Raw genomic sequence first — 25742 nt, forward strand, 5'->3', positions numbered from 1 at the left:
TCCTAATATCACAAATATGGACAAAGTCTTAGTAATCGGATGTCCCGGCGCGGGAAAAAGTACATTTTCCCGTAAGCTGGCACAAAAAACAGGTCTACCGCTCCACTATCTTGACATGCTCTGGCACAGACCCGACCGCACGACAGTAGGCCGCGAGGAGTTTGATGAGAATCTCCAAAAGATACTTATAACCGATCAGTGGATTATCGACGGCAACTATCTCCGGACCTTAAAAATGCGTCTTGAAGAATGCGACACCGTGTTTTTCTTCGATCTACCGGTCGACGTATGCCTTGCAGGCGTTGAAGCACGCATGGGCAAACCACGCGAAGACATGCCTTGGACTGAAACAGAATGGGACGAGGAGTTCCGTCAATGGATTCTGGAATTCCCGAAATATCAACAGCCTGTGATCGAACTGCTCCTTGAATCTTACAAATCAGACTGCCGCATCATCCGATTCACTTCCAGAAAAGATGCCGATGATTTTATAAACACCTTGTAGGATGGCCTCATTTATAAGATTTCCAAGACAGTGTTTCCGTTATAAGTCATACTGACTTCCTTATTTACAAGTATCCTATCTTTTCCCTGAAAAATACACCTTTCATAATCAACTAATAATCGGATATTTACAGCAGCAGACAGCCTAAAATGCGTATTTATTCAAAAATTTTTTACTTTTTTTGTTACAATCCGAAGCATGCTCCGTTAAGATAAGTGAAAGCCACTTAAAACGAGGTTTAAATCCGACATCGACGAGTGGCATTTTTACCAAGCTGAGATATCAGCCTGGATTATTTAACAGTTTAAATTCATCAGCAAAGACAAGTGCCTACAGATATTCTGACATCAACCTTCATGGCGTTCCGGGCAAAACTCCGCAGTATGGCTGCGGGTATTGCAGGCTCAGAGGAAGCTGACGACATCATTCATGATGCGTTCTGCCGTCTGTGGTCACGACATCCAATCATTGAAGATGAAACAGAAGCACTCAAACTAAGCTATACGGCTGTCCGCAACTCTGCTATCGACTCCTACCGACGCTCGACAAGCCGGCCGACAGTCTCAATCGAAGATTCATGCCATATAATCGAGCAGGAAGATGAAACGGAAACAACAAAGGAAAGACAACAGACATACGAAGCCGTTGTCAGTCTCAGCCGACGGGTTCTCAACAAACGGCAATTCGAGGTGTTCGAGCTCCACGACATCAAAGGACTCGGATATGAAGAAGTGGCTGAAACACTCGGCATGACACAGGAAAATGTTCGTGTGACCCTCAGCAGGGCACGCAAATCAATCAGAGAAATCTACCGTAAAACCCAGACAGTATGAAACAGCATGAAATAACTCTCCCGGAGCTACTCGAACTCATCGAACGCTTCTATGACTGCTCGCTTTCAGACGAGGAGGAGAGACAATTGCGCCTCACCATATCGTCGACCACCTACTCTCATCCGTCAATTGACGAGGCTAAAGCATTGATGGGATTCCGCCGGCCGGATGCGTCCACCCGGACAACCGCAATACCTACCCGACAGACCGACCGCCACAGCAACCGCCCGAACATCCGCATCACTCTCAGCATAGCGGCGGCACTGGCTCTACTGCTCACACTCGGCATCAACATTGCCGACCGACCTATTCCAAATTCCGGCAGCGATGGAAAATGTATCGCATACGCCAACGGAAAATGTATCACCGACGAAAGCGATGTCATCAGGCTACTCACCGAAGACCTGCGCGAATTTGACGATGCCGTCGATGACTCCGACCGCTCATTTGCCGACGAACTCGGCGACATAGCCCCTATCATCGAGACATACGAGTCACCAATCGATTTTTCCGACATCTGAGTCAGCGATCATCATTTTAACGTACACAATAAAATTCACTTTTCAATATGAAACGACTATTTATAATAATGGCAGCCTTATTAGCTCTCCGGCTGTGTGCCGCAGCGCAGTCGGGACTTGAAATCAGCCGGCTTTTCGGAGGAAAATATAGCTCGGATCCTACCGTAACCGAAACAATGATGAGCGGCGACCAAAACTTCCTTCGCAGCCACAAACTCAGCACATTCGCCACATTCAAGGGTAATGCAGAAAAATATGAACCTATAGTCCAGCCTCTTGTCGTGGCTGACGGATCGCATGCCACAGCCCGCAACGTACGTTATCGCGACGGCAAACTGCACTATGCGTTCTTCGTGCTTCCACAGATAAACTCCGACGGTAAAAAGCTTAACCGCTATCTCTATTACCTCAACAATGACAGAGCCAAGAAACCGACGGTCATGGTCATTTATTTCGACGGACCTATCAGCAACACAAAAGCTGAAGCACTTATAAAATCCATCGCGAAACAATAATCAGGACATCCGTCAATCCAAGACTCACATTCTATAATCTTAGTATCGACAGTGAAACGTCGTAAAATCACAAGTCATAATAATTCATACAGTAAATCCAAACAGAATCACGATATGCTACGCAAACTCCTATTCACAGCCACAATCATCGCTGCAACATTCTCGGCAAACGCACAGACCGACTCAACGCAGAGTGTGCCGTGCGACACTCTTCTCAATGCCTCTACCGCAAGCAGCATATATGTCATATCATCGGCATCTTCGACCGCAATAACAGTCAAAAACCTCAACGGCGGTCAGGATACATTTTTCTATAACTCGGGCAACCAGAAAAAAACATACGGTTCAATAACCCAGACACAAATAAATTATCCGGATATCAGCGACATTGTTGTGTGCGAAACGCCCAACGACGTTAAAATCCGATTCACCAGTTCGGAAGGCGAACCACTCTCCTACACCTTTACATTCGCCGACCCGGACAACCGCTCGATAAAATCATATATCGGTACCAAAGGAAGTGATTTCGGGTTTACGATTTCACATAAAAAATCGACAAAATGGGATGTCATTTCAGACGGCATCGGATTCGGATGGGGAACTCCGATAAATACCAATACTGACATGAATGTATCGATGTGGAAAAGCAGTGAATTCATATTCAACATGATTCTCGGTATCAAGATGACACACCGCAGGCATTCGCTTTCAATGGGTTTCGGTATCCATTGGCAGGAACTCACCACAAAAGGGCCGAACTACTTCAGCAAGAACAATGACGGCAAGATATCACTCATACCCTACGCCGACGGGCAGACAAACGGAGAATCACGTATCAATCTTTTCAGCCTGCAGATACCGTTGCTCTATGGAATAAAGTTCGGACATAAAAACTATTGCGGATTCAAGCTTGGACCGGTGCTCAATTTCAACACAGGTGCGCACATCGAGACAAAATATTCATTTGAAGGAAGCGACTACAAGATAAAGACAGGCGACATCAACCAGCGAAGAGCGACTTTGGACGGAATGGCAATATTCAACTACCGTTGCATCGGAGTCTACGCCCGCTATGCCCCAATGAAACGCCTCAACACATCTACAGGACTGGAGTTCGGAACATTCTCGACAGGTGTCATGCTTAGCTTCTGATACATCAGCAATCAGATTTCCATACAAACACAAACATCACCGGGACGGCTGCATCACGCAGTCGTCCCGGCTTCATTCTTATTTCGAACTTAACTTTACTTTATTCAAGACTGATTCACAGTCCCGCTGAATAACAGGTATATAATGTTTCACATTTCAATCCATTGTAATAATGGCAAAAGCTACATTCCTGCTCAATAATTCTGAGTGAGCGATGAATTGTAGAGCGTAGCGGTCTTTGGAAATGGGGTAATCCATAAGGGAGAATCGGGGCTGACAGTAAATTTACCGTCCTCTCCACAATCATGGACAACCGTCTTGCGATAGGCATCCTCGGTGTTCCAGCGCTTACGGTCAAGGAAATTATAAATTGTGGTAAACATTTCCTGACGTTTGTTGCGCTGAAGAATCTCCATAGCCTGCGCCTCGGTTGAGATATCAGTACGGTCAAAATAGTGAGGATTGTCGCCATATATACGACGGTCGCGCACCTCATCGACAAAACGGAGACCTTCGCGGTACTGACCGGCACGTATCATACACTCGGCAATCGTATAGTACATGTTTTCGGTACGCAGTCCATAGGAGTTATAGTGCACATCCCAGCTACCACACATATAAGAGTCAGCAGGTCCATAGCCCGATGTATCGCCCCAGCCGTCCTGAGTAAACTGACCGAGCACCATAAGCACGTCATCAGGGTCTATCTCAGAGGCATAATCCGGTGTACAGATGACACCACCCCATTCACCTATATTTGAATTGTTGTGGTAGCAGAGCAGATAGTTGTTTGGAGAAGCATGAGGAATAGTCCATGCGCCGACCTCAAGCGCGGCGAGACGGTCTTCAAGCGTGCTGTTGAACCTGACTGCCTCACGGGCATACTTGAGCGCCTCGTCATAACGTTTCATCTGCATCAGCACCATAGCCCGCACACCGTTGCCGAAATCAGCACCGATACGAAACGGGTTATTGACAGAACTTTGCGTAAGATCAGCGATTACATCGTCGCTACAATCATTCAATATGCACTCATAGACTTCCTTGATGGAGCGTTTGGTCTTCTGTTCCTGAACATTAGTGTTATCCACATAGGCCACACCTCCGAGTCGGGCTGCTGTGGTTTCATCATATTGCGCGGCGTAAAGATTGACCATAAGGAAATGAAACCATGCACGCATAATCTGAGCTTCGGCCTTTACACGCTTCTTAGTGCCGGTATCGCCGGAAACCTCATCGACTTTCGAAATGATGACATTCATGTAGTTGATATAGCTGTATGCCGATTCATAACTGCCGTCGGAGGTGGCAAGCTCGACACGGTCTACAGACTCATCACCGGCAAGAGCGGCATATTCAGCCGTACTGCGGTCTGCGAGTATAGAGGCCGGCGTTTTCCACAATTCAGGATAAGTGTTGCCACACATTGTCTCGTAGTAGGCGGTCGACGAAAGCATATAGCGCTGTTCGAGCAGAGTTTCAAGGTCAGAGATATTGTCGAGTGTGGTCTTCCCTTTCGGTACGATGTCAAGCTTATCGTCACATGACACAAAAAGCAGCAACATCGCTATGAATCCATATATTTTTTTCATTACAGACTGTTTTTAGAGGTTAAAGAAGAGGCTGAAAGTATAGCTGCGCGGCACTTTGTCGATGTGCCGTCCGCCTGAGATTGCTTCCGGGTCGATATTGCGGGAATTACGTGCCCATGTCCCGAGATTGTTGACCTGAAAACGCAGACGGATATCATTGAGACCTATTTTCCGGCAAAGCTTAGGATCAAAATTATAGCTGAGCATCACGTTGCGAAATTTCAGATAATCGGCATGGACTACGTTGGTGTTGCGGTATGACGCATAGTTCAGATATTTGTAGTCTTTCTGGAAATATCCGTTGGCGGGATATGATGTATCGCCGTGCCAGTAGCGGAGTGCGCTAGAGGAGACTGCACCGTTGCCGAATGTATTGCCGTAGCCGTAACCACCGCCGGCACTTTCCGACCATTCATCGTTTCCGACACGCATGTAGTGCCCGCCGTAATAGTTGAACATAGCAGAGAGCGAAAATCCATTCCAAGTGATTGTCGGGGTAATCGCCCCTGTGAATTTAGGAGTAGCAGGACCTGAATAAATAACATCGTCAATGGTAAACTCACTGTTGGAGATCGAAGTGGTATGCTCTTCGCCATTATGGTCACGCCATCCCATATACCAAAGACCGTCAACCTCTTTCAGACCGGTATAGTCGAACGAGAACAGAGAATTGATCGGATAACCTTCGTGGAGCAAAGCAGAGCTAAGATATTCCACACCACTGTTCACATGGTGTGAGACCGATGTCACCTCATTGTGGTTGTAGGCGAAATTGAATCCGAGACGGATTCCGAGACTGCGACGTCCATGCGACGGGAGTATCACACCGTCGAGCTGGAGTTCGACACCACGGTTAATCATGTTGCCGCTGTTGATTGTCAGGCTCGACCAGCCGGTCGTGCGGTCAAGGTCTGTGATTGTAAGCAGGTCAGAACCACTCTTGTGATAGTAGTCAAGCGAACCGTTGAGACGATAGCCGAGAAAAGCGAAATCGATACCGGCATTCCATGTCGCAGTCTTTTCCCAGCGGAGCTGGTCGTTGGGAGGAGTCTGAAGATTACCTTGCTTGCCACCCGTAATAGAGTTGGTGGATATTGTGGCGGTCAGATAGCTTGTAGAATTCGGATCTATATTGCCTGTCAGACCATAACTTGCACGGAGTTTCAGAGCGTTGAGCCAATTATAATCACGAAGGAATGTCTCGTTGTGCGCATTCCAGCTGCCACCCACCGACCACAGCGGACGACCACGGAATTCAGGATCAGCGCCGAAAAGGTCTGTCTTGTCTACGCGGTAGCTTGCCGAAACCGAGTAACGGTTATCATAGACATAGCTTCCTGTGACATAAAGCGAATAGTAGCGATGAAGGATATTGGTGGTTTTGAACGTTGACGGTGCGCCATATACTGGATTATCCGCACCGAAAACATTTGTTGTCGGATTATTTATATAGTCCCAGTCGGTCTTGAGGTTAAGGTTGGTCTGGGTAACCTCGTCATAGCCGAGCATCACACTGCTTTCGCTTGTTGTCTTGGTCTGACGATATTCCATACCGGCCACAGCATCAATGAAATGTTTTCCGGCAAAAGTGTTTCGATAGCCTGTCTGCGCCCTGAATGTATAGTATTTTGCCTCCTGTGTATAGGTTTCAAGACTACCGCCGTCGGGAACATGGTGTTTCGCCTCGGTTTTGGCGACCTGAGTCATGCCGTAATGCTCCGGATCAGCCATCCACGCATCGAAATCCATATCCGCGCCCCACCAGTCCTTGCTCGTATCATCAACCCATTCCATCACTGATGAAGCTGTAGTGTAGAGATTATATATATTTCTCATCATATAAGAATCAGCCTCGTGAACGGTGCGTGTACGGGCGAAGATATCCTCATACTGGAACTGGCCTGAGGCAGTCCAGCCGGGAAGGATGTTGAAATTCGCGTGAATGAATGTACGGGTGTTCGTGTAACGCCGTTTTGAGAAATTACGGTCCATCTCATCGGCGAGATTGAAAGTCGGATTTTTCAGTTCGTAGACAGGGTTGTCAAACGCATTGTGACCGGTATAGATCGCAGCTTCCATCCCGCGACGTGTACCGTCGGCATCATACATTGATTCGTAGGGAAGGAATGAGTTGATTGAGCCATACTCGCCAAGACTATGAGTCTTGCTGCGCGTATTAAGCACATTTACCCCGAATGAGAGGTCAAGCCATTTACAAGCCTTAAGATCACCACGATATTTGAAAGAAAGAGAATTCTGGTTCTCGTTCCGGACTCCCATATTGTCACTCGAATAGTTGACATTGAAGCTTGAACTGAGTGAATTGCCCTGCATTCTCATGGAAAGATTATAGAGCTGGGTGATTTGTGTGCGGTCATGCACATCCATATATTCCTTTCGGTAGTCATTGCGTGCCCAGTCACTGAGAGTCGCATTCAAATCTGCATCGCTCAATTCACCTTTGCGGTTCTGAAGCAGCATACGCATTACCTTCGAGATGTTTCCGCGACGGTTATTGTCATAGTCGGTCATAACACTGTTGAGACCGGCTTGCCCCGGTTCGGCAAGCATGGCATTGAAATTGTAGCGTTCAAGCTCGATCATCTCTGCTGCCGAAGCCCAGCCATAGTTACTATAGTCCTGTTTCTCGCTTATGGTCAGGTCGGTGTTGAAGTCGATGGTCATGCGCTGCTGACTTGCACGCTTGGTAGTGATGACGATTACACCATTCGAAGCGCGAGCACCGTAGATTGATGCGGCAGCCGCATCCTTGAGCACAGTTATATTTTCGATGTCGTAGGGATTGACCGTAGAGATTCCACCTTCAATCGGCAGACCGTCAACCACAATCAGCGGGCTTGACTTGGCCTGAAACGTGCCGACACCTCGGATTGTAAAGGCATCCTCATCGGTCGAATTTTTCTTAGGATCCATCACAAGCCCCGGAACAGTACCCTCAAGGCGCGATGCAAGGTCAGTTGTCGAACGTTTGTCAAGATCATCGGATGTCAGAACCTGATATGAACCGGTGGCGCTTTCACGCTTGATGTTCTGATAGCCCGTTACGACAACCTCGTTCATCATGTTCGGTGCCGGCTGCATTCGGATTCTGATATATCGTCCTCCATTGTCGACCTTGATTCTCGCTGTTTTCATTCCGACATACGAAATCACCAGCGTAGGATTTTTCTTGCCCGACATAAGAGTGAAATTTCCATCAACATCAGTCGATGTCCCTTCCTTGGAATCCTCCACCAATACCGTAGCTCCCGGCAGAGGGTCTCCGTCTTCGTCAAATATAGTTCCCGAGATAGTTTTTTTCTCGATTTTCTCCATAGATGTCCTGACATTATCTTTTCCCGCCTGAGCGCTGACGCCGACCGGCAATGTCATGGCCATTGTCCCGGTCAATAAATATAAGATTGGTTTATACATGTGATAAATGGGGATTGATTGGTTAGTAAGACCTTCTTATTTATAACTCTATTCCTTGCCTATGGCAGCATTCAATATCTCCGCTATTTTTTCATTTGACGGACGCTCCGCATCAACTGAGATGAATTTGCGGTCTTTGCCGATGAGCAGGAAACGGGGAATTCCCGTTATGCTCATCGCATTCATGAATTCATCACCCGAACTCTTGTCAAATATATATTGTGGCCATTCCGGTTTGTCACGGTCAAGTTTCTTAAGCCATGCCTGACGGCTGTCATCTCGCGAAATGCTTATGAAAGTTATACCTTCGTTACCTTTGAACTGCTCCACAACCTTTTCCATATATGGAATCTCACGGCAACACGGACCACACCATGTAGCCCAGATGTCGATATAGACAACACTTTCTCCGAGAAGGTCGGAAAGATGACATTTCGAACCGTCGGGAGAGATGATGACAGGATCAGTCGGCACGACATCGCCGTTGCTGACTTTAGGCTTCATGCTTTCATAAACCTCCATGATGCGTTCTTTTACCATAGGGGCACGTGATAGCTGTGGCTCGACTGCAGCAAAAAAATCCTGCACATCATTTTCAGACGGACTATACATCATGAACATCGATCCCAACGTCATCCACAGGCTTTTCTTGTTTCCCTCATTTGTCAGCACGCTGTCGATTCCTGCAAACTGATCTTTCATGTAGTCAATAATAGAAGCGGCATTTCCTTTGCGATGGATATCAGACCGGTTATACCAATAGTTTATAATGCCGGTCAGACGCGATTCGTCAGCATTCGGATCTATCGTCGCTATTATTGAATCCATCTGAGCTTTATGATCGGTTTTCGAATATGATGAGTCCATGCCGAGAAGTCTGAGCAGCACTTCATTATAATAAGCATCTGTCATGCGTGAGTAGCGAGACTTACGAGGCTCTTTGACTGAGGCAAGGAGTCTTCTTGCCTCACCTGCATTCTTCTCAAGACGGTCAAGATAGTCGGAAAGGACAAATGGAAGATCGGGGCTCGGCTTATACTGCATGGGGTAGAAGCCACGGGTATAGGCGTTGAGAAATTTGTTTTCCGCCAGATTGTCACCACTGAATGCCACATCACCACCTTTGTCGATATCCATAACAGTGGTCTCTCCTCGTTTAAGATATGCTCCGAACGGTTCACTCTCGACATAGACCAATACATCCACAGCCTCGGCAGGAAGATCGAAATCAAAGACGAAACTACCATCAGCAGCGGTCTTGACAGTCTGGACATAATTGTCTCCGTCGTAATCATAGACGACTGCAACCTCCGTAGGCTCGCTGACATTTATTTTGCCTTTGAGCAACGGGGAACCATCAGAAGCAAAAAGGATATTCGAGAAAAAGCTGGATAAAAGAATTAAGGATAAAAACCTCAAGCACAAATTAAACATAGGAATGAGATATTGAATGGTTACTGATTATTATTTGCATTTTGTACTCGCAAATATAGAATTACAGCCTAAAAACCACAAAATTATTGTTTTCGGAATCGTAAAATTGAGATTTATGGAATTGAATTTAACTCTATTATTTAAATTTTCATAACAGTATAAAAATTTTAAGACACCGTAGTCAGGCATAATGCTTAACTGCGGTGTCTTTATAAAATCGGGGAAATAAAGCTTTCGGAATCGCGGGTCAGCCATTCATATCCCTAAGCTGCGCACGGTAGCGGGCAGGAGTCATGCCTGTCGTCGCCTGAAAAGTTGTATAGAATGTCGATAGAGAACTGAAGCCGACTTCCGCACAGACTTGTTTCAGCGGCATATTCGCGTCCAGATCGGAAATCAAAGATATTGCCTCACGAATGCGGTAATCATTGATGACCTGCGTAAAGGTCTTGCCCATCGAATCATTGATCGCTCTCGATAGATATGTCCTGTTGGTCGAAAGTTTCTCGGCCACAGCCCCGACCGTGATTGACGGATCTGTGAAAAGTTTATGCTCCGACATCAGAACAGTAAAACGCGACATCAGGTCATCGGCCTTGTCGCCGGAAAGACCGGAACTTCCCGGGCTCTTTGTTTTATCGGCTTTTTCAATCCGTTCGAGCAGTAATTGTTCCCGTGACATATATTCACGGTTCTGCGACACGATTGCCCGATAGAGTCTGTCCTTTTTTCTATAATTGAAATATGTAAGTCCAAGCAGCATAAGGATGCCTGCCACACAAACCGCCAGCAGCATAATCCGATGGCGTGTCTCCATAAGCTCAATGCGCTGCTCATCTATGATCCGTTCATTGTTATATACTTCATGACGGATACGGTTTTCATGCAACGCCCGTTCGCGGCTGAGCTTAAACATGCTGTCCTGACTAGCCTGATAGTCAAGACTGCAGTCAAGAGCTTTCTGATAATATCCGGCATTACGGTAGGCATATACAAGCTCTTTTATAATCTCCGGCAAATGAATTTTCATTTCCGATGATTTTACATAGCCAAGCCCATGTTCCAACACCTCTATAGCGGCCTTGACATTATTGTCACGTCTCAGCAGACTGGCGTATGAGAGATATGTAGCCGAAATTGACGAGCCATCGACATTGCCGAAGTTTTCCATCGCATTGGCATAGTTGCTGTATGCTGTCGATATGTCACCACGCTTCTCTGCAAGCTGCGCTTTAAGAAGATACAGCTCAGGTTCTCCTCCAAAACCGCCCTCTTTATGAAGCTCCTCAATCTCTCCGAGCAATTTTTCCACACGGTCGAGACTGTCTGACATAATATAGAAATGCGCCAACGCCTCTTTGGCATAATATAAAGGTATAGGCTCACCTCTTTTCTCAGCGATTTCATGAGCCTGTTCGGCAAGTTTCTGTCCCGACACATCGTTCATTGTCAGATATGCGCCCGAAAGGTTGGAAAGGACTATTCCGTAACGTCGCTCATCATTTATGGCCTTGGCATCTTCAAGAGCCTTATAGTAATAAGATGTGGCGGTATACATGTCATTATGCACAAACATATAGTACATGGCCATGCTGTTGTTGATTGAAAGCAGCGCGTCATGGTTATCGGAATTGTCGGCGATTATCCTCGCCTTTTCCAGATTACGGAAACAGCTGTCAGCATCCGTATCAAAATCTGACGATCCGAGCACTATCAGGCCGTAAAGCTCACAAAAATCCCTGTCGCCCGTAAGCTTTCCGACCGCCATAAGCCTTTCGGCATATTCCTTTGACCGTTCCCTGTCGCCTATATTCATATAATAAAATGCTATGGTCTTCAACAGTTCCTTGTCATTCGGATTGTTTTCAAGGGCTGAAAGGTAGGCTTTGATTGTATCTTTTCCGCCTATGGCTTCGGCACGAAGCATGAAAGGCGATGCCAGAGACATCGCCAATATCAAAATATGAATCAATATTTTAATTTTCATGCAGGAAATGCTATCGTATGGAGAGAAGGGGAGAATTTGAGATGACCGGAATGACTGTTTCCCCGCATCAGTCAAGTTTCAGCACTGCAAGGAAAGCTTTCTGCGGAACTTCGACCGAACCGATCTGCTTCATGCGCTTCTTGCCCTTCTTCTGTTTTTCAAGAAGTTTCCGTTTACGCGATATGTCACCGCCATAACACTTTGCTGTCACATCCTTACGCACTGCTTTTATGGTCTCACGGGCAATAATCTTTGCTCCGATGGCAGCCTGAATAGCGATGTCAAACTGCTGACGTGGGATAAGTTCCTTGAGCTTCTCGCACATACGGCGTCCGAAAGTGACGGCATTGTCGACATGGGTGAGAGTCGACAGCGCATCGACACTCTCTCCGTTAAGAAGAATGTCGAGCTTGACAAGCTTTGACTCGCGGAAATCGTGCAGATGGTAGTCAAACGATGCGTAACCCTTCGAGATACTCTTGAGTTTGTCATAGAAATCAATCACAATCTCACCGAGCGGCATGTCAAAAATCAGTTCCATGCGGTTGCCGGAGATATATTCCTGCTTCACAAGCTCTCCGCGCTTGGCAAGACAAAGGGTCATTATCGGCCCTATGTAATCGGCCGCCGTGATGATGGACGCACGGATATAAGGCTCTTCAATGTGGTCGATAAGCGTCGGTTCGGGCAGACCGGAAGGATTATGGACTTCGGTCATGTTTCCGTGTTTGTCAAAGACTCGGTATGAAACGTTCGGCACAGTGGTAATCACGTCCATGTCAAACTCACGGCCGAGACGCTCCTGAATGATTTCCATGTGGAGGAGTCCGAGGAATCCGCAACGGAATCCGAATCCGAGAGCCATCGACGATTCCGGTTGGAAAGTCAGAGATGCGTCATTGAGCTGAAGTTTTTCAAGCGACGAACGCAGGTTTTCGAAATCTTCGGTCTCTATGGGATAGACACCTGCGAAGACCATCGGCTTCACTTCCTCAAAACCGTCGATTGCATTCTCACAAGGAGTGTTGACATGAGTTATCGTATCACCTACCTTTACTTCACGCGAAGTCTTGATACCTGAAATGATATACCCTACATTACCGGCCGAAAGTTCCTGACACGGTTGCATGTCGAGCTTCAACACACCTATCTCATCGGCATTATACTCCTTGCCGGTGGCGACAAACTTCACGAAGTCATTTTTACGTATCGTGCCGTTGACAATCTTGAAATATGCGATAATGCCTCTGAATGGATTGAATACAGAGTCGAAAATCAAAGCCTGAAGAGGCTCTGCGGGATCACCTTTCGGCGCAGGGACTCTCTCGATGATGGCCTGAAGAATTTCAGGCACACCGATGCCGGTCTTGCCACTGGCACGGATTACTTCCTCCGGATCACATCCGAGAAGATCCACAATCTGATCCTCGACCTCCTCGGGCTTCGCACTGTCGAGATCCACTTTATTAATTACGGGGATAATCTCAAGATTGTTGTCAATGGCCATATAGAGGTTCGAGATGGTCTGAGCCTGAATGCCCTGCGAAGCGTCGACGATAAGAAGAGCACCCTCGCAGGCTGCAATCGAGCGCGACACCTCGTATGAGAAGTCCACGTGTCCCGGAGTGTCAATCAGGTTTAACACGTAGTCCTCACCGTTCAGACGATAATTCATCTGGATAGCGTGGCTCTTGATTGTGATGCCTCGTTCGCGCTCCAGATCCATATCGTCAAGCACCTGTGCCTGCAGATCCTTTCCTGCAACAGTGTTGGTATACTCAAGAAGACGGTCGGCAAGCGTACTCTTGCCGTGGTCGATATGGGCTATAATACAGAAATTGCGGATATTTTTCATACTGACTGCAAAGTTAGCAAATATTTTCCTCCTATTATTATATATAGTATATGAATTTTATAATCGACCCCTATGCGAACAACTATTTTCAGACTTAGCCCCCCATTTCACATAGTCAAATTGATAGATTTTGGATAATTTTTACATTTTATCAAAAAAAGTTTGCAAGAAATTTGGCAGTTTCAAAAAAACGTCCTACCTTTGCAGCGCAAAACCAAGAAACATGGTGAGCATAGCTCAGTTGGTTAGAGCGTCGGATTGTGGTTCCGAAGGTCGTGGGTTCGACCCCCACTGTTCACCCCTAAGTAATTTTGCCCAATAAAGGTGGCTCGGAATTTCCGGGCCACCTTTATTATTTTCACTTCTCAGTTTGTAAGATTAGGCAGATTGGACATTTATTTCAGATATCTGTCAGATTTCACTTCGAGCCTGCCTGTTAGTTCGAGGACTCGCGGAACGCCGGTCGGGATCTCCTCTGCGACAATCTCCTCCGGGGTTTTCCCGAGCAGCATCATGACCAAGGCACGGAGCGAATTGCCGTGGGCGGCGACAAAAACCGTATCATATAAACCAAGCGCAGGAGCAATAAGCTCCTCCCAACACGGTTTTACACGAGCCACCGTGTCTTTCAACGACTCTGTCAGCGGGAGAGAATCCTTCCCAAGCAGAGCATAGCGCTCCTCGATTCCGGGAAAACGTTCATCGTCGGCCTGAAGTGCAGGCGGAGCGACATCATAGCTGCGTCGCCATATATGAACCTGTTCATCGCCATATTTTTCTGCCGTCGCAGCTTTGTTGAGCCCTTGTAGCGCGCCGTAGTGACGTTCGTTCAGATGCCAGTCTTTCACTACAGGCAACCACATCCTGTCCATAGCGTCAAGAGCAATGTCGAGTGTCTGGATTGCACGCCTAAGATAAGAAGTGAAACAATAGCGAGGTTTCAAGCCTGACGCCGCTATCAGCTCGCCGGCATGACGGGCTTCTTCCCTTCCTTTTGGCGAAAGCTCAACGTCAGTCCAGCCTGTAAAACGGTTTTCAAGATTCCACTCACTTTGCCCGTGGCGCAGAAGTATGAGATTTTTCATAATCGAATATGTTTATTGTAATACCATAGAAACACCGGCATTCCTTTTATAGTTCAAAAAAAGAATGGTTTTTATTCACCTTCGTTAACACTTAAAGAGTCATTTTGACACCAAACAGTTAACAACAGTTAAATATACTGGAAATATTTGCACGGTACAGAATAAGTGCATACCTTTGCAACGCAAAACGGAAATGACACCGTTTAAACTTACCAAAAACGCGAAAATAGCTCAGTTGGTAGAGCACAACCTTGCCAAGGTTGGGGTCGCGGGTTCGAGTCCCGTTTTTCGCTCTAAAAGAGAACATTAACATAATTTCTGTCAAAGCGCAACAAACGCGAAAATAGCTCAGTTGGTAGAGCACAACCTTGCCAAGGTTGGGGTCGCGGGTTCGAGTCCCGTTTTTCGCTCTAATATTCTCTTCAAGTCGCTTTTGACAGTTTATTGTCCGGGTGGTGGAATTGGTAGACACGCTACTTTGAGGGGGTAGTGGCCGTAGGGCTGTGTGAGTTCGAATCTCATCTCGGACACCTCGAAAATCCTGATTAAGATTTTCTTAGTCAGGCTTTTTTATGAAAAATTACAGAAAGAGCGATGCTTTTTTAGCGTAGCAAGATAGCAACGGCGGTTTCTAATCTTATTCTGTAATAAAAATACAATAGTCAGACTTCTGACAGATTTATCGTCCGGGTGGTGGAATTGGTAGACACGCTACTTTGAGGGGGTAGTGGCCGTAAGGCTGTGTGAGTTCGAATCTCATCTCGGACACTTCGAAAAAATCCTGAATGCTTAAATTTAAGCATTCAGGATTTTTTCTTTTTATATCTGTCAACCGCATGTCAGCACGCATGCGCCTACAGTGTTTCTTCAAAACAAATGCGACTTGGGCTCATTGTAATAAACTTGTCCTAAATTTTAGGACAACGAATGGCATATTTATCCTAATTTTCAGGACAGCATTAACACTCGCGCATTGGTTTATTTATTGCTGGCGGTTCAGGTTTTCAGGGAATAATTCGTATATTTGCCAATAGTTTCTCAATGACGTAACAAAACTTCCGATTAGCCGTATGGAATTTTAGACATCCGACATGCCATATAAGGAAGTCCACGACATCAGGGCAAACGTTAATCCAGATATACAACCGACATACGATATGAAAGGAATAGTATTGGCAGGCGGCTCAGGTTCAAGGCTCTACCCTATCACCAAAGGTGTGAGTAAACAGATGCTTCCCATCTATGACAAACCGATGATTTATTATCCGATATCGACCCTTATGCTTGCCGGCATCAGGGATATACTTATCATCTCCACCCCTCACGATCTCCCGGGGTTCAGACGGCTGCTTGGCGACGGTTCGGATTTCGGTGTAAGATTCGAATATGCCGAACAGCCATCGCCCGACGGCCTTGCCCAAGCTTTCATTATCGGAAAGGATTTCATCGGAGACGATTCGGTATGCCTTGTGCTTGGCGACAATATTTTCCATGGAGCAGGATTTTCAAAAATCTTGTGTGACTCTGTCACAGCAGTTGAAAATGAAGGAAAAGCCAGCGTGTTCGGTTACTGGGTAAACGACCCCGAACGCTACGGAGTAGCAGAGTTCGACAAAAACGGCAACTGCCTCTCTATTGAAGAAAAGCCACAAAATCCGAAATCGAACTATGCCGTGGTCGGACTTTACTTCTATCCCAACAAAGTTGTGGAATAGCAGAGACAATCAGCCCGTCGGAACGCGGAGAACTTGAAATCACGACTGTAAACCAGACTTTCCTTGACAACAACGAATTAAAAGTCACCACCCTGCCACGCGGATTTGCATGGCTTGACACAGGCACTCACGATTCGCTTGCCGAGGCATCGATATATATTGAAGTGCTTGAAAAGCGTCAGGGACTTAAAATAGCCTGTCTTGAGGGTATAGCCTACCGCCGTGGATGGATTTCACGCGAAAAAATGATAGAAATGGCCATGTCAATGAGCAAGAACCAGTATGGTCAGTATCTTATGAAGGTCATAGAAGAACTTGACGGCGATAATATCTGATATAAAACGGTAACATGAAAGTAATCGAGACCGACATAGAAGGATTAGTCATAATCGAACCGAAGATTTTCACCGACTCGCGCGGATATTTCTTCGAAAGCTATTCAAAGCAGGAGTTCGATAAAAACATATGCCCGATAGACTTCGTGCAGGACAACGAAAGTTGTTCGACATACGGTGTGATGCGCGGACTGCACTTCCAGCGGCCACCTTTCACTCAATCCAAACTGGTGCGCTGCGTTAAAGGAGCTGTGCTCGATGTCGCAGTCGATATCAGGAAGGGATCGCCGACCTACGGCCAGCACGTTGCCGTCGAGCTGACCGACGAAAACCATAGGCAGTTCTTCATACCACGCGGGTTCGCTCATGGATTCGCAGTATTGAGCCGGACAGCCGTATTTCAATACAAATGCGACAATTTCTATGCACCTCAGGCCGATGGCGGAATCTCCATACTCAACTCAAGCCTCGGTATAGACTGGCGTATCGACCCGGCTAATGCGATACTTTCGGAAAAGGATACCCGACATCCTATGCTTGCCGATTTCGACAGCCCGTTTGATATTGATATTAACCTCTACAGCTAACAATAATCTCTACCTTAAATTACCAAATTCTTTAATAAACTTTAAAATGGTACACAGATTTATTCTCAATGAAGTTTCATACTTCGGCCCCGGAGCTCGCAAGGAGCTGCCTGAAGTTGTCAAACGCCTCGGCAAATCAAAAGCTCTCATCGTCACTGATGCCGGCCTCGTAAAATTCGGCGTTGCAAAAATGGTAACCGACGTGCTTGACAAAGCTGCCATCCCCTATGAAATTTTCAGCGATGTCAAGCCCAACCCCACTGTAACAAATGTAAAGAACGGCATCGAGGCTTACAAGAAATCTGGTGCTGACTTCATCATTGCAATCGGCGGCGGTTCGTCAATCGACACAGCAAAAGCTGTCGGAATTGTCATCAACAATCCTGAATTCTCAGACATAGTTTCGCTTGAAGGCTGCGCCCCCACTAAAAACAAGAGTGTACCCATCGTTGCGCTCCCGACCACTGCAGGAACAGCCGCTGAAACAACCATCAACTATGTGATTATCGACGAAGTCAATCAAAAAAAGATGGTATGCGTAGACCCCAACGACATTCCAGCCGTAGCTATCGTCGATGCAGAGCTTATGTATTCACTTCCCGCATCGCTCACAGCCGCTACCGGCATGGACGCTCTAACCCACGCAATCGAAGGCTACATCACCAAGGGGGCATGGGCGCTCAGCGACATGTTTGAAATCGAAGCCATCCGTATGATAAGCCGCAATCTCCCGACAGCTGTCGCCGAGCCTTCAAACGCGGTTGCACGCGATGCAATGGCTGTTGCACAATATGTTGCCGGAATGGCATTCTCAAACGTAGGTCTCGGCCTTGTCCACGGAATGGCTCATCCTCTCGGTTCACTCTTCGACATTCCCCACGGTGTGGCAAACGCACTCCTGCTCCCCACCATCATGGAATGGAACATGCCTGCATGTCTCGACAAATATCCTGCAATCGCTGAAGCGATGGGTGTCGACATCAGCGACATGACCCGCGAAGAAGCGGCACAGGCTGCATGCGACGCAGTGAAAGCACTCTCTATCAAGGTAGGCATTCCGCAGCATCTGTCGGAAATCGGCATCAAGGAATCTGACATAGATACCCTTTCCGAACAGGCTATCGCCGATGTCTGCACTCCGGGCAATCCACGTGACGTCGCCATCGAGGACATCAAGGCGCTCTATGCAAAAGTGCTCTAAACAACGTATCCAAGAACCATATCCCTTTCTATGAGAATACTCGTAACAGGAGGAGAAGGTCAACTTGGCAACTGCCTGCAAATGGCAGTTGCCAAGTCTTCTAACGAATATATATTCACTGATGTCGATGACATCGACATCACCGATCCCGAAGCTGTCGAACTCGGAGTCAAGGTAAACGACTTTCAACTAATTGTCAATTGTGCGGCCTTTACTGATGTGGACCGCGCCGAGCGTCAGGAAGATATTGCAGAGATGATCAATGCCACTGCTGCAGGCTACCTCGCAAAAGCGGCAAAAGACAACGGCATACCAATGATATGTATCTCCACCGACTACGTGTTCGGAGGCAATCTCGGCAACACTCCACGCAGAGAGGATGAACCTGTCAACCCGACAGGAGCCTACGGACGTACCAAGCTCCACGGCGAAGAGGCCATCATGGCAAGCGGCTGCAGCTATATGATAATCCGCACTGCATGGCTTTACTCGGAGTATGGCCGTAACTTTGTCAAAACAATGCTCCGTCTGATAAACGACCGTAAGGAACTTAATGTCGTGTTCGACCAGATAGGGACTCCGACCTACGCCCAAGACCTTGCCGACGCGATTGTCGACATCATCGACAACGGGAAATATATCGGTAATGACGGCATCTACCACTACTCGAACGAAGGTGTCTGCTCATGGTATGATTTCAGCAAGATGATTCAGGAAATCTCACAGCCGGATGCCGACGGAAAATCTAAATGCGACATCCGTCCGTGTCACAGCAAAGAATTTCCCTCCGATGCCGTGCGCCCATCGTTCTCAGTCCTTGACAAGACAAAATTCAAAGACACTTTCGGCCTCAGCATCCCTTTCTGGGTCGACTCTCTCAGAAAGTGTATTGAAAACATACAAAACCAGAATCATGAAGAAGCCTGAACGCAGCATTCTTATCACCGGTGGAGCAGGATTCATAGGCAACCACGTGGTTAGACTCTTTGTCAACAAATATCCCGACTATCTGATAGTCAACCTCGACAAGCTGACCTACGCAGGAAATCTTGCCAATCTCAAAGACATCGAGAACAGACCTAACTACCGTTTCGTCAAGGCCGACATAGCCGATCTTGACGAGATGCGCCGTGTGTTTAACGAATATGGGATAGACGGAGTGATACATCTTGCGGCTGAAAGCCACGTCGACCGATCAATCAAAGATCCTTTCACCTTCGCACGCACGAATGTGATGGGCACATTAGCTCTTCTTCAGGCCGCACGCGAACGATGGGAATCTCTGCCCGAACGCTATGAAGGAAAACTTTTCTATCACATCTCGACCGACGAAGTATATGGCGCACTCGAACTGACTCACCCCGAAGGAGTCGAATCTCCGTTTACGACCGCAGCCTCTTCGGAACACCATCACGCCTACGGTACAGAATTTTTTCTTGAAACCACCGGCTACAATCCTCATTCCCCCTACTCTGCCTCAAAAGCTTCGAGCGACCATTTCGTTCGCTCCTATCACGACACATACGGAATGCCGACACTCGTTACAAATTGCTCGAACAATTACGGACCTTACCAGTTCCCCGAAAAACTCATTCCGCTTTTCATCAACAATATCCGCAAAGGCAAACCACTCCCCGTCTACGGTAAAGGCGAGAACGTGCGCGACTGGCTCTTTGTCGAAGACCATGCACGCGCCATTGACCTGATATTCCACCGTGGGACTGTAGCAGAGACATATAATATAGGTGGCTTCAACGAATGGAAAAATATCGACCTCATAAAAGTCATCATACGCACAGTCGACCGTCTGCTCGGCAATCCGGAAGGCACAAGCGATAATCTGACCACCTATGTCACCGACCGCCCCGGCCATGACATGCGCTATGCCATCGATTCGCGCAAACTACAGCGTGAGCTCGGCTGGGAACCGTCATTGCAATTCGAGGAAGGTATAGAGAAGACCGTCAGATGGTATCTTGACAATGAAGAGTGGATGGACAACATTACCTCCGGCGACTATCAGCGCTACTACGACGATATGTATTCCAACCGTTAAGACACACTTCCCCACAACACATACAATCGCCTGACGGATAAATCCAAAATCCTGTGGCGATTGTTTTTATTCATAATCACTCTTTCCGACACTATTTTCATGACTGACGTGATGACACCCTACGAACGCAGTCGTTGTATGGCAGCGATAAAGGGCAGGAATACAAAACCGGAGATGCTGGTAAGAAAATTCCTGTTCGCCAAAGGGCTGCGCTATCGCGTCAATTCACGAAAACTACCCGGTTCGCCAGACATTGTTTTCAGGAAATATAAAACCGTTGTGTTTGTCGACGGTTGTTTCTGGCACGGACATCAGGATTGCAGACTTTCAAGACTTTCCAAAAGCAATATCGACTTCTGGCGACATAAAATCAACCTCAATATAGCCCGTGACTATCGCGCCGATGTCGAATTGCGGTTGCTTGGATGGAGAGTGATACGCGTATGGGAATGTTCATTGCGCGACAGCGCCTCACGCGAAGCCACGCTCACAGCCATCTACGAACGGATTGTCAGTCCTCACAAATGCGCCTCCTACACAATGATAGAGACCGAAAACGGGGTTGTAGCAGAGCCGACCGAAAGCTATGGCAAAAGATAAAATTTCCGAATTATATCATCAAAAAACGGGCAAGCACCATGTCTGACCAAAGTTTCACTTTCTATCGGCCATCACCGCAATTAGCTCCTTATATCAGATATTACTGGGCGCTGCGATTGCCCCGGTTCTCGAGCACACTTACGTTTCCTATAGGATGTCCGCAAATAATCTTCCATCGCAAGACATCTTTCTTCATCCCTGAACTTTCGGCCTCGCAACCACGCTTCACAATCAGCGGACAGGTAAATTTTCCATCACATATCCTGAGTGAAGGCGAACTTGACACAATCGTAGCCGTCTTCCATCCACATGCCCTGAGCATGTTCATCGGCCCTGTACTTCACGATTTCTACAACATGGAGATTTCCGGCCATGACCTTTCAGACCGGCAGCTTGACTCTCTTGCTCACGATGTAGGAAATTGCGAGGACATACCGGCATGCGTATCCATGATTGACAGCTTGTTGCTCGCACGCTTGAAAAGCATGCAAAGCCGGAAATACAGTGCAATGAAAGCCCTTAACTTCCGACGGCTCGACGCAGTTCTAAAACAGATTATGAATAAGCCTGATACACGTATGGACAAACTTTGTGAGTTGTCATGTCTCGGCAAAAAGCAGTTCGAACGACTGTTCAGGTCTCACATTGGCATGAATCCTAAGGAATATTCCCGCATCGTCCGTTTTCAAAAGACACTATGGCTCATGCAACGCCACGAACATTCCGTTGACTATGCAGAAATTGTATACTCTTGCGGATATGCCGACCAGTCACACTTCATCCGTGAATTCAAGCTGTTCACAGCTCATACACCAACATCACTTCTGACAGTTACAAAACCTTATTCAGACCTTTTCTCAAATCCATTTTATAGCACATCGTGAGATGTCCCTTTTGTTCTATCAGATTATTTCTGCCGGATGTAACTTTGCGGGAAAAACTGAAGAGTATGGACATAACACAACCTAAAGTAACAGAAATCAATCCGGCAAACACAACCAGGGCCTACGCATTCGAAATGTGGATGAAAGCTCCAATGCCGATGGTCACTTTATTCAAAACCCTTGATGTCACACGGTTGCTGAAAGTAAGCCGCAATAGAGGGTTGAAATTCAACATGCTGATGTGCTGGTGTATAGGTAAAGCCGCGAGTGGCATCAAGGAATTCTACATGCTCCCTGTCGGAGAGTCGCTTCTGCACTACGATTCAATTGCAGTCAATACCATAGTTGCAAACAGCAAAGGTGAGGTCAGTTCGTGTGATGTTCCTTTCAGTGAAAACATCGAGACATTCAATGACGATTACATCAACCTGACACGTCGGGTTGCAGAATCATGCGTCAACCACGACATTGCCGACCGTATGGTAATAGGCACATCAGCACTTGCCGCCTACGATATAGACGGCGCGGTGGGGATGTATAGCGGAATCTTCAACAATCCGTTTCTGATATGGGGAAAATACCGCCAGAAATTCTTTAAAACAACACTGACAGTCTCTTTCCAATTCCATCATACACAAATAGATGGCGCTCACGCAGCCCGGTTCCTCACCGAACTGCAGAACACCATCCATCGGATTTGCTAATTATTTCCTATTGCCTGTTATTCGGGAAGCACATCGTAGGAGATTGCTTCAAGATAATAGTATGAAAGGTAGGGCTTGCCTTCCTTTTCCTGACGAGCAGCAATCTTGGCACGGAAATCGTTGATACGGTCTTCGAATGTCACGAGATTGCGCTGACCTTTGGCCGTACGCTCTGTCGCGCATCCACTTTCAGCCTTGGTCGCAGTCGAGTCGGCAGCGAGATCGCCGTTCTCAGCGGCTTTGGCTGCTGCAGCGGCCTGAGCTTCTTCGTTACGACGGATCATCTCCTGAATAGCAGCCTCATCGACACGTTCCTCACGAAGAATGCCCTTGACCTGCATCGGACGACGGACAACACTCTTCGGGAACGGCTCACCCATCAGAGGGAAAGCCTCACAACGAAGCATTATGCTGTCGGCAGCCCCGGCGATGAATGCTTTCTTACCACCATGTGCGCAGAGATGTGAGCACACACCTTCAACAACTATAGTGTCGCCAAGCATATTGTCGGCATTGGCAAGCACTTCGTCAACACTGACCGCATTGTCGGCCGACGCTTCGGCGGCCGACTTTGACGAACCGCCACATGAAATCATAATCATGCAGAAAACTGCAAGAATGGAAAAGATTGATGTTTTTTTCATTTGTTTATTGTTTTATAATTGTTTTGTTGACTATAGGAATTCAATCTTTAATAATAATCAGAGGTATGAACGAGAAAATCCCGCAGACCAATGTCACTACCGACGCAAGCGCAATATTCCTCCCTGACGACCTGCGACGGCGGTAAACCACAAGTATGATCAGTGTAAGAACAACATTGAGAAAAACGGCACGCCACGAGACATCACTTATGCGCGGGAAGGCATAGCAGTCGCTAATGGCTGTAAACGAAAGCTCAAAGGGGAATATGTAAGATGCGATTACCTGAGAAACGGAGTGTGAATACGATATATTATAATCAGCAAGCTTTGAATAATCGTCAGAATCAAGAACTGTCCAACGCGCCCCGTCGGAATTGGAAATCTTCACTACCCAGTTAAACATATTCTTTACGACCGAGATACGGTCTTTCGTCGGGTCTACTTTACCGACCGCGAGCGGACAGATGCGATAACCCTCACGCTCGATAACATAAAGATTATCGTTGGCATCGGTCATAAGGCCAAGATGACGGGTATCGACATTCTCCATGATAAACACTTGCCGAGCATCGATTGAATCAGGCTTACGGATTTTCATCATGTACGGACGTCCGGCCTGCATCTTCAGATGAAATATGTCACCACGGTCATCGACCATCAGATAGCCTTCATCGTATGGCTTACGGCTTGTGACGTTTGCCGAAGCACTTCTTACCGGCAACCGGAAATCACGCTCTGTAAATATGTCGGTGAAACGACGTGTACGTCCTTCGACAATCCCGTTTGTTTCCATGTCGATAAACTCCACACGACCGTTTCTGAATCTGAACACTTCTTTCGGATCTTCAAGGTCGATTCGTGCCGGCATCGACTCCATCATCAGATAAACTTCAGGCTGCACTTTGTTGATGTCGCGAGGCAAAGAGGTAAAGACCCATTGTCCATGTTTCAGGGCAGGCACTGTGAGTTCGATGCCGTCAATAGAGTCAGGCATTTGCTCACGGGCCATGAGCTGAGTGAAATATATCTGTGGCAGAAGCGAGTCGCGCTGCTCTTTGCTGTAGAGACCCGGTATCCGCTTGCCTTCCGCATCAAGGGCATAGATGGCAGGATTCTTTTCCTGACCGGTCTCAGAGACTATCATCTGTCTGCTGACAGGCGAATAGGCGATAAACGGATCCGAGACTCCGACAGGAAAGATGATTGAATAAAGCCATGGCAAGAACCACGACAAAACTATGACGCTTAGAGCGACAAGTATAACTATATATGCTTTCTTCATGATTTTGAGGCTGTAAAAAAATTTATTTTTTTAATTCCTGATTGCAGGAGTTTGAGATAAAACGACAATTGTCGTCATCCATTCTCAAGGCTGTATCTTTATTAATCCATCTATCGAAAGATCAAAGAAAGACTATCAGCCTCTTAATCCTGCCGTCCCTCCTTAAACCTGATGACCGATCCAAACGAAAGAACGGTGAGGAGCAATGTCGAAACGATGACAATAGGCATCATGCCGTTGTAAGCCTCAAGAGCGGGTTGCAGAAAATAAATCATCAGCACGGCAATACCGAGAAGCGACAGAACCATCCGTCGACGCCATGTCCCCTCAAGACATATTGCGGTCACAAACAGATAGGCTGTGAAACCGGCAAAATACCACGGAAGGGTGGTCAGCATTACACGTTTCACCAGTTCGACAGGAAGAATACCGGCATCAAAGACCGCTATAATCAGAGCCTGCACAACAAAGATTACAAGCAGCTCGACTAACCCGGTGAGAAGCATCAGAGAGATGAGCCGTCCTTGTGGATATGGCAGATGCAAAGTCAGTTTCAACCGTTTCTGAGCCATTTCAGGTGCCATCTGGGCGACACCAAGAGCAACGCCGACAACGAGCGGTACATATTTGATTATATCAATAAATGTGTTGTCCTTCAGCAACAATATGAGCCACAGGTGATCCACACCTTTTAACTCGATAAGTCGTTTCATCATCAGCACGGCATAGAGAGCCACACAGATTGCAAGCGCGAGCGAAATAAAAAACACCATCCGTGTTTTCACCCATTCCTTAAATATGAGAGCTTTTTCCATGAGAG

Annotated in this window: 21 protein-coding genes, 5 tRNA genes and 1 pseudogene; 18 read left to right on the top strand and 9 right to left on the bottom strand. The window is 47.0% G+C overall.

What is annotated here, in order from left to right:
* The first annotated feature begins 16 nt into the window (after positions 1-16).
* The 5 genes from E7747_RS00690 to E7747_RS00710 all read left to right on the top strand — a co-directional run bounded on the left by E7747_RS00690 (position 17) and on the right by E7747_RS00710 (position 3526).
* Complete coding sequence (locus E7747_RS00690) at positions 17-505, top strand: P-loop NTPase family protein (RefSeq protein WP_136413440.1); 489 nt, start codon at positions 17-19, stop codon at positions 503-505.
* Between the two features lie 326 nt (positions 506-831).
* Positions 832-1338, top strand: coding sequence for an RNA polymerase sigma factor (locus E7747_RS00695; protein WP_136413441.1), 507 nt, complete (start codon positions 832-834; stop codon positions 1336-1338).
* Positions 1335-1859 (top strand): hypothetical protein, encoded by a 525-nt coding sequence (locus E7747_RS00700; RefSeq protein ID WP_136413443.1) that lies wholly within the window; start codon positions 1335-1337, stop codon positions 1857-1859. Before E7747_RS00695 ends, E7747_RS00700 begins: the two co-directional genes overlap by 4 nt.
* 47 nt (positions 1860-1906) lie before the next feature.
* Positions 1907-2374 (top strand): DUF6108 family protein, encoded by a 468-nt coding sequence (locus tag E7747_RS00705; RefSeq protein WP_136413445.1) that lies wholly within the window; start codon positions 1907-1909, stop codon positions 2372-2374.
* Between the two features lie 114 nt (positions 2375-2488).
* Positions 2489-3526, top strand: coding sequence for a hypothetical protein (locus E7747_RS00710; protein ID WP_136413447.1), 1038 nt, complete (start codon positions 2489-2491; stop codon positions 3524-3526).
* 194 nt (positions 3527-3720) lie between these two features.
* Here E7747_RS00710 and E7747_RS00715 read toward each other — a convergent pair whose 3' ends face one another.
* The 5 genes from E7747_RS00715 to lepA form a co-directional block, all read right to left on the bottom strand.
* The gene (locus tag E7747_RS00715; RefSeq protein ID WP_136413448.1) at positions 3721-5118 is read right to left on the bottom strand and encodes a RagB/SusD family nutrient uptake outer membrane protein; all 1398 of its coding nucleotides are present in this window, start codon (positions 5116-5118) and stop codon (positions 3721-3723) included.
* Between the two features lie 12 nt (positions 5119-5130).
* The gene (locus E7747_RS00720) at positions 5131-8553 is read right to left on the bottom strand and encodes a SusC/RagA family TonB-linked outer membrane protein (protein ID WP_136413450.1); all 3423 of its coding nucleotides are present in this window, start codon (positions 8551-8553) and stop codon (positions 5131-5133) included.
* A 48-nt stretch (positions 8554-8601) separates the two neighbouring features.
* Positions 8602-9900 (bottom strand): TlpA family protein disulfide reductase, encoded by a 1299-nt coding sequence (locus E7747_RS00725; protein WP_168185174.1) that lies wholly within the window; start codon positions 9898-9900, stop codon positions 8602-8604.
* A 334-nt stretch (positions 9901-10234) separates the two neighbouring features.
* Positions 10235-11974 carry a helix-turn-helix transcriptional regulator gene (locus E7747_RS00730; RefSeq protein WP_136413454.1) on the bottom strand — a complete coding sequence of 580 codons (1740 nt, stop codon included), beginning with the start codon at positions 11972-11974 and terminating at the stop codon, positions 10235-10237.
* 67 nt (positions 11975-12041) lie between these two features.
* Entirely contained in the window at positions 12042-13829 is a 1788-nt protein-coding gene (gene lepA / locus E7747_RS00735; protein ID WP_136413456.1) for a translation elongation factor 4, read from the bottom strand.
* 226 nt (positions 13830-14055) lie between these two features.
* Between lepA and E7747_RS00740 the strand changes: the two genes are divergently transcribed.
* Positions 14056-14129: transfer RNA gene (locus tag E7747_RS00740), tRNA-His, on the top strand.
* Positions 14130-14224: 95 nt separating this feature from the next.
* Here E7747_RS00740 and gpmA read toward each other — a convergent pair.
* Positions 14225-14914: a 2,3-diphosphoglycerate-dependent phosphoglycerate mutase gene (gene gpmA, locus E7747_RS00745; protein WP_136413458.1), complete on the bottom strand. Its 690-nt coding sequence runs from the start codon at positions 14912-14914 to the stop codon at positions 14225-14227.
* Between the two features lie 220 nt (positions 14915-15134).
* Here gpmA and E7747_RS00750 point away from each other — a divergent pair.
* The 12 genes and pseudogenes from E7747_RS00750 to E7747_RS00805 all read left to right on the top strand — a co-directional run bounded on the left by E7747_RS00750 (position 15135) and on the right by E7747_RS00805 (position 22996).
* Positions 15135-15207: transfer RNA gene (locus tag E7747_RS00750), tRNA-Gly, on the top strand.
* 44 nt (positions 15208-15251) lie between these two features.
* Positions 15252-15324, top strand: a tRNA-Gly gene (locus E7747_RS00755).
* A gap of 36 nt (positions 15325-15360) precedes the next feature.
* Positions 15361-15444: transfer RNA gene (locus tag E7747_RS00760), tRNA-Leu, on the top strand.
* Between the two features lie 154 nt (positions 15445-15598).
* Positions 15599-15682 (top strand) — tRNA-Leu (locus E7747_RS00765).
* Positions 15683-16071: 389 nt separating this feature from the next.
* Positions 16072-16964, top strand: a pseudogene (rfbA, locus tag E7747_RS00770) (glucose-1-phosphate thymidylyltransferase RfbA).
* 14 nt (positions 16965-16978) lie between these two features.
* Complete coding sequence (gene rfbC, locus E7747_RS00775) at positions 16979-17551, top strand: dTDP-4-dehydrorhamnose 3,5-epimerase (RefSeq protein ID WP_136413460.1); 573 nt, start codon at positions 16979-16981, stop codon at positions 17549-17551.
* Positions 17552-17597: 46 nt separating this feature from the next.
* Positions 17598-18752 carry a lactaldehyde reductase gene (fucO, locus tag E7747_RS00780; RefSeq protein ID WP_136413462.1) on the top strand — a complete coding sequence of 385 codons (1155 nt, stop codon included), beginning with the start codon at positions 17598-17600 and terminating at the stop codon, positions 18750-18752.
* 30 nt (positions 18753-18782) lie between these two features.
* Entirely contained in the window at positions 18783-19679 is an 897-nt protein-coding gene (gene rfbD, locus E7747_RS00785) for a dTDP-4-dehydrorhamnose reductase (protein ID WP_136413464.1), read from the top strand.
* Positions 19666-20808, top strand: a complete 1143-nt coding sequence (gene rfbB, locus E7747_RS00790; RefSeq protein WP_136413466.1) for a dTDP-glucose 4,6-dehydratase — start codon at positions 19666-19668, stop codon at positions 20806-20808. Before rfbD ends, rfbB begins: the two co-directional genes overlap by 14 nt.
* A 99-nt stretch (positions 20809-20907) precedes the next feature.
* The gene (locus E7747_RS00795; RefSeq protein ID WP_228449220.1) at positions 20908-21408 is read left to right on the top strand and encodes a very short patch repair endonuclease; all 501 of its coding nucleotides are present in this window, start codon (positions 20908-20910) and stop codon (positions 21406-21408) included.
* Positions 21409-21446: 38 nt separating this feature from the next.
* Entirely contained in the window at positions 21447-22292 is an 846-nt protein-coding gene (locus E7747_RS00800) for a helix-turn-helix domain-containing protein (protein WP_136413468.1), read from the top strand.
* Positions 22293-22357: 65 nt separating this feature from the next.
* Complete coding sequence (locus E7747_RS00805; protein WP_136413470.1) at positions 22358-22996, top strand: CatA-like O-acetyltransferase, family 2; 639 nt, start codon at positions 22358-22360, stop codon at positions 22994-22996.
* 17 nt (positions 22997-23013) lie between these two features.
* Here the strand turns inward: E7747_RS00805 and E7747_RS00810 are convergent, their stop codons facing one another.
* From E7747_RS00810 to E7747_RS00820, 3 genes are all read right to left on the bottom strand, one after another.
* Complete coding sequence (locus E7747_RS00810; RefSeq protein ID WP_123613150.1) at positions 23014-23640, bottom strand: hypothetical protein; 627 nt, start codon at positions 23638-23640, stop codon at positions 23014-23016.
* A gap of 40 nt (positions 23641-23680) precedes the next feature.
* Positions 23681-24922 (bottom strand): DUF4857 domain-containing protein, encoded by a 1242-nt coding sequence (locus tag E7747_RS00815; RefSeq protein ID WP_136413472.1) that lies wholly within the window; start codon positions 24920-24922, stop codon positions 23681-23683.
* 143 nt (positions 24923-25065) lie between these two features.
* Entirely contained in the window at positions 25066-25737 is a 672-nt protein-coding gene (locus E7747_RS00820) for a hypothetical protein (RefSeq protein ID WP_136413473.1), read from the bottom strand.
* Positions 25738-25742 lie beyond the last annotated feature (5 nt).

The sequence above is a fragment of the Duncaniella dubosii genome (assembly GCF_004803915.1).
Lineage (GTDB): Bacteria > Bacteroidota > Bacteroidia > Bacteroidales > Muribaculaceae > Duncaniella > Duncaniella dubosii.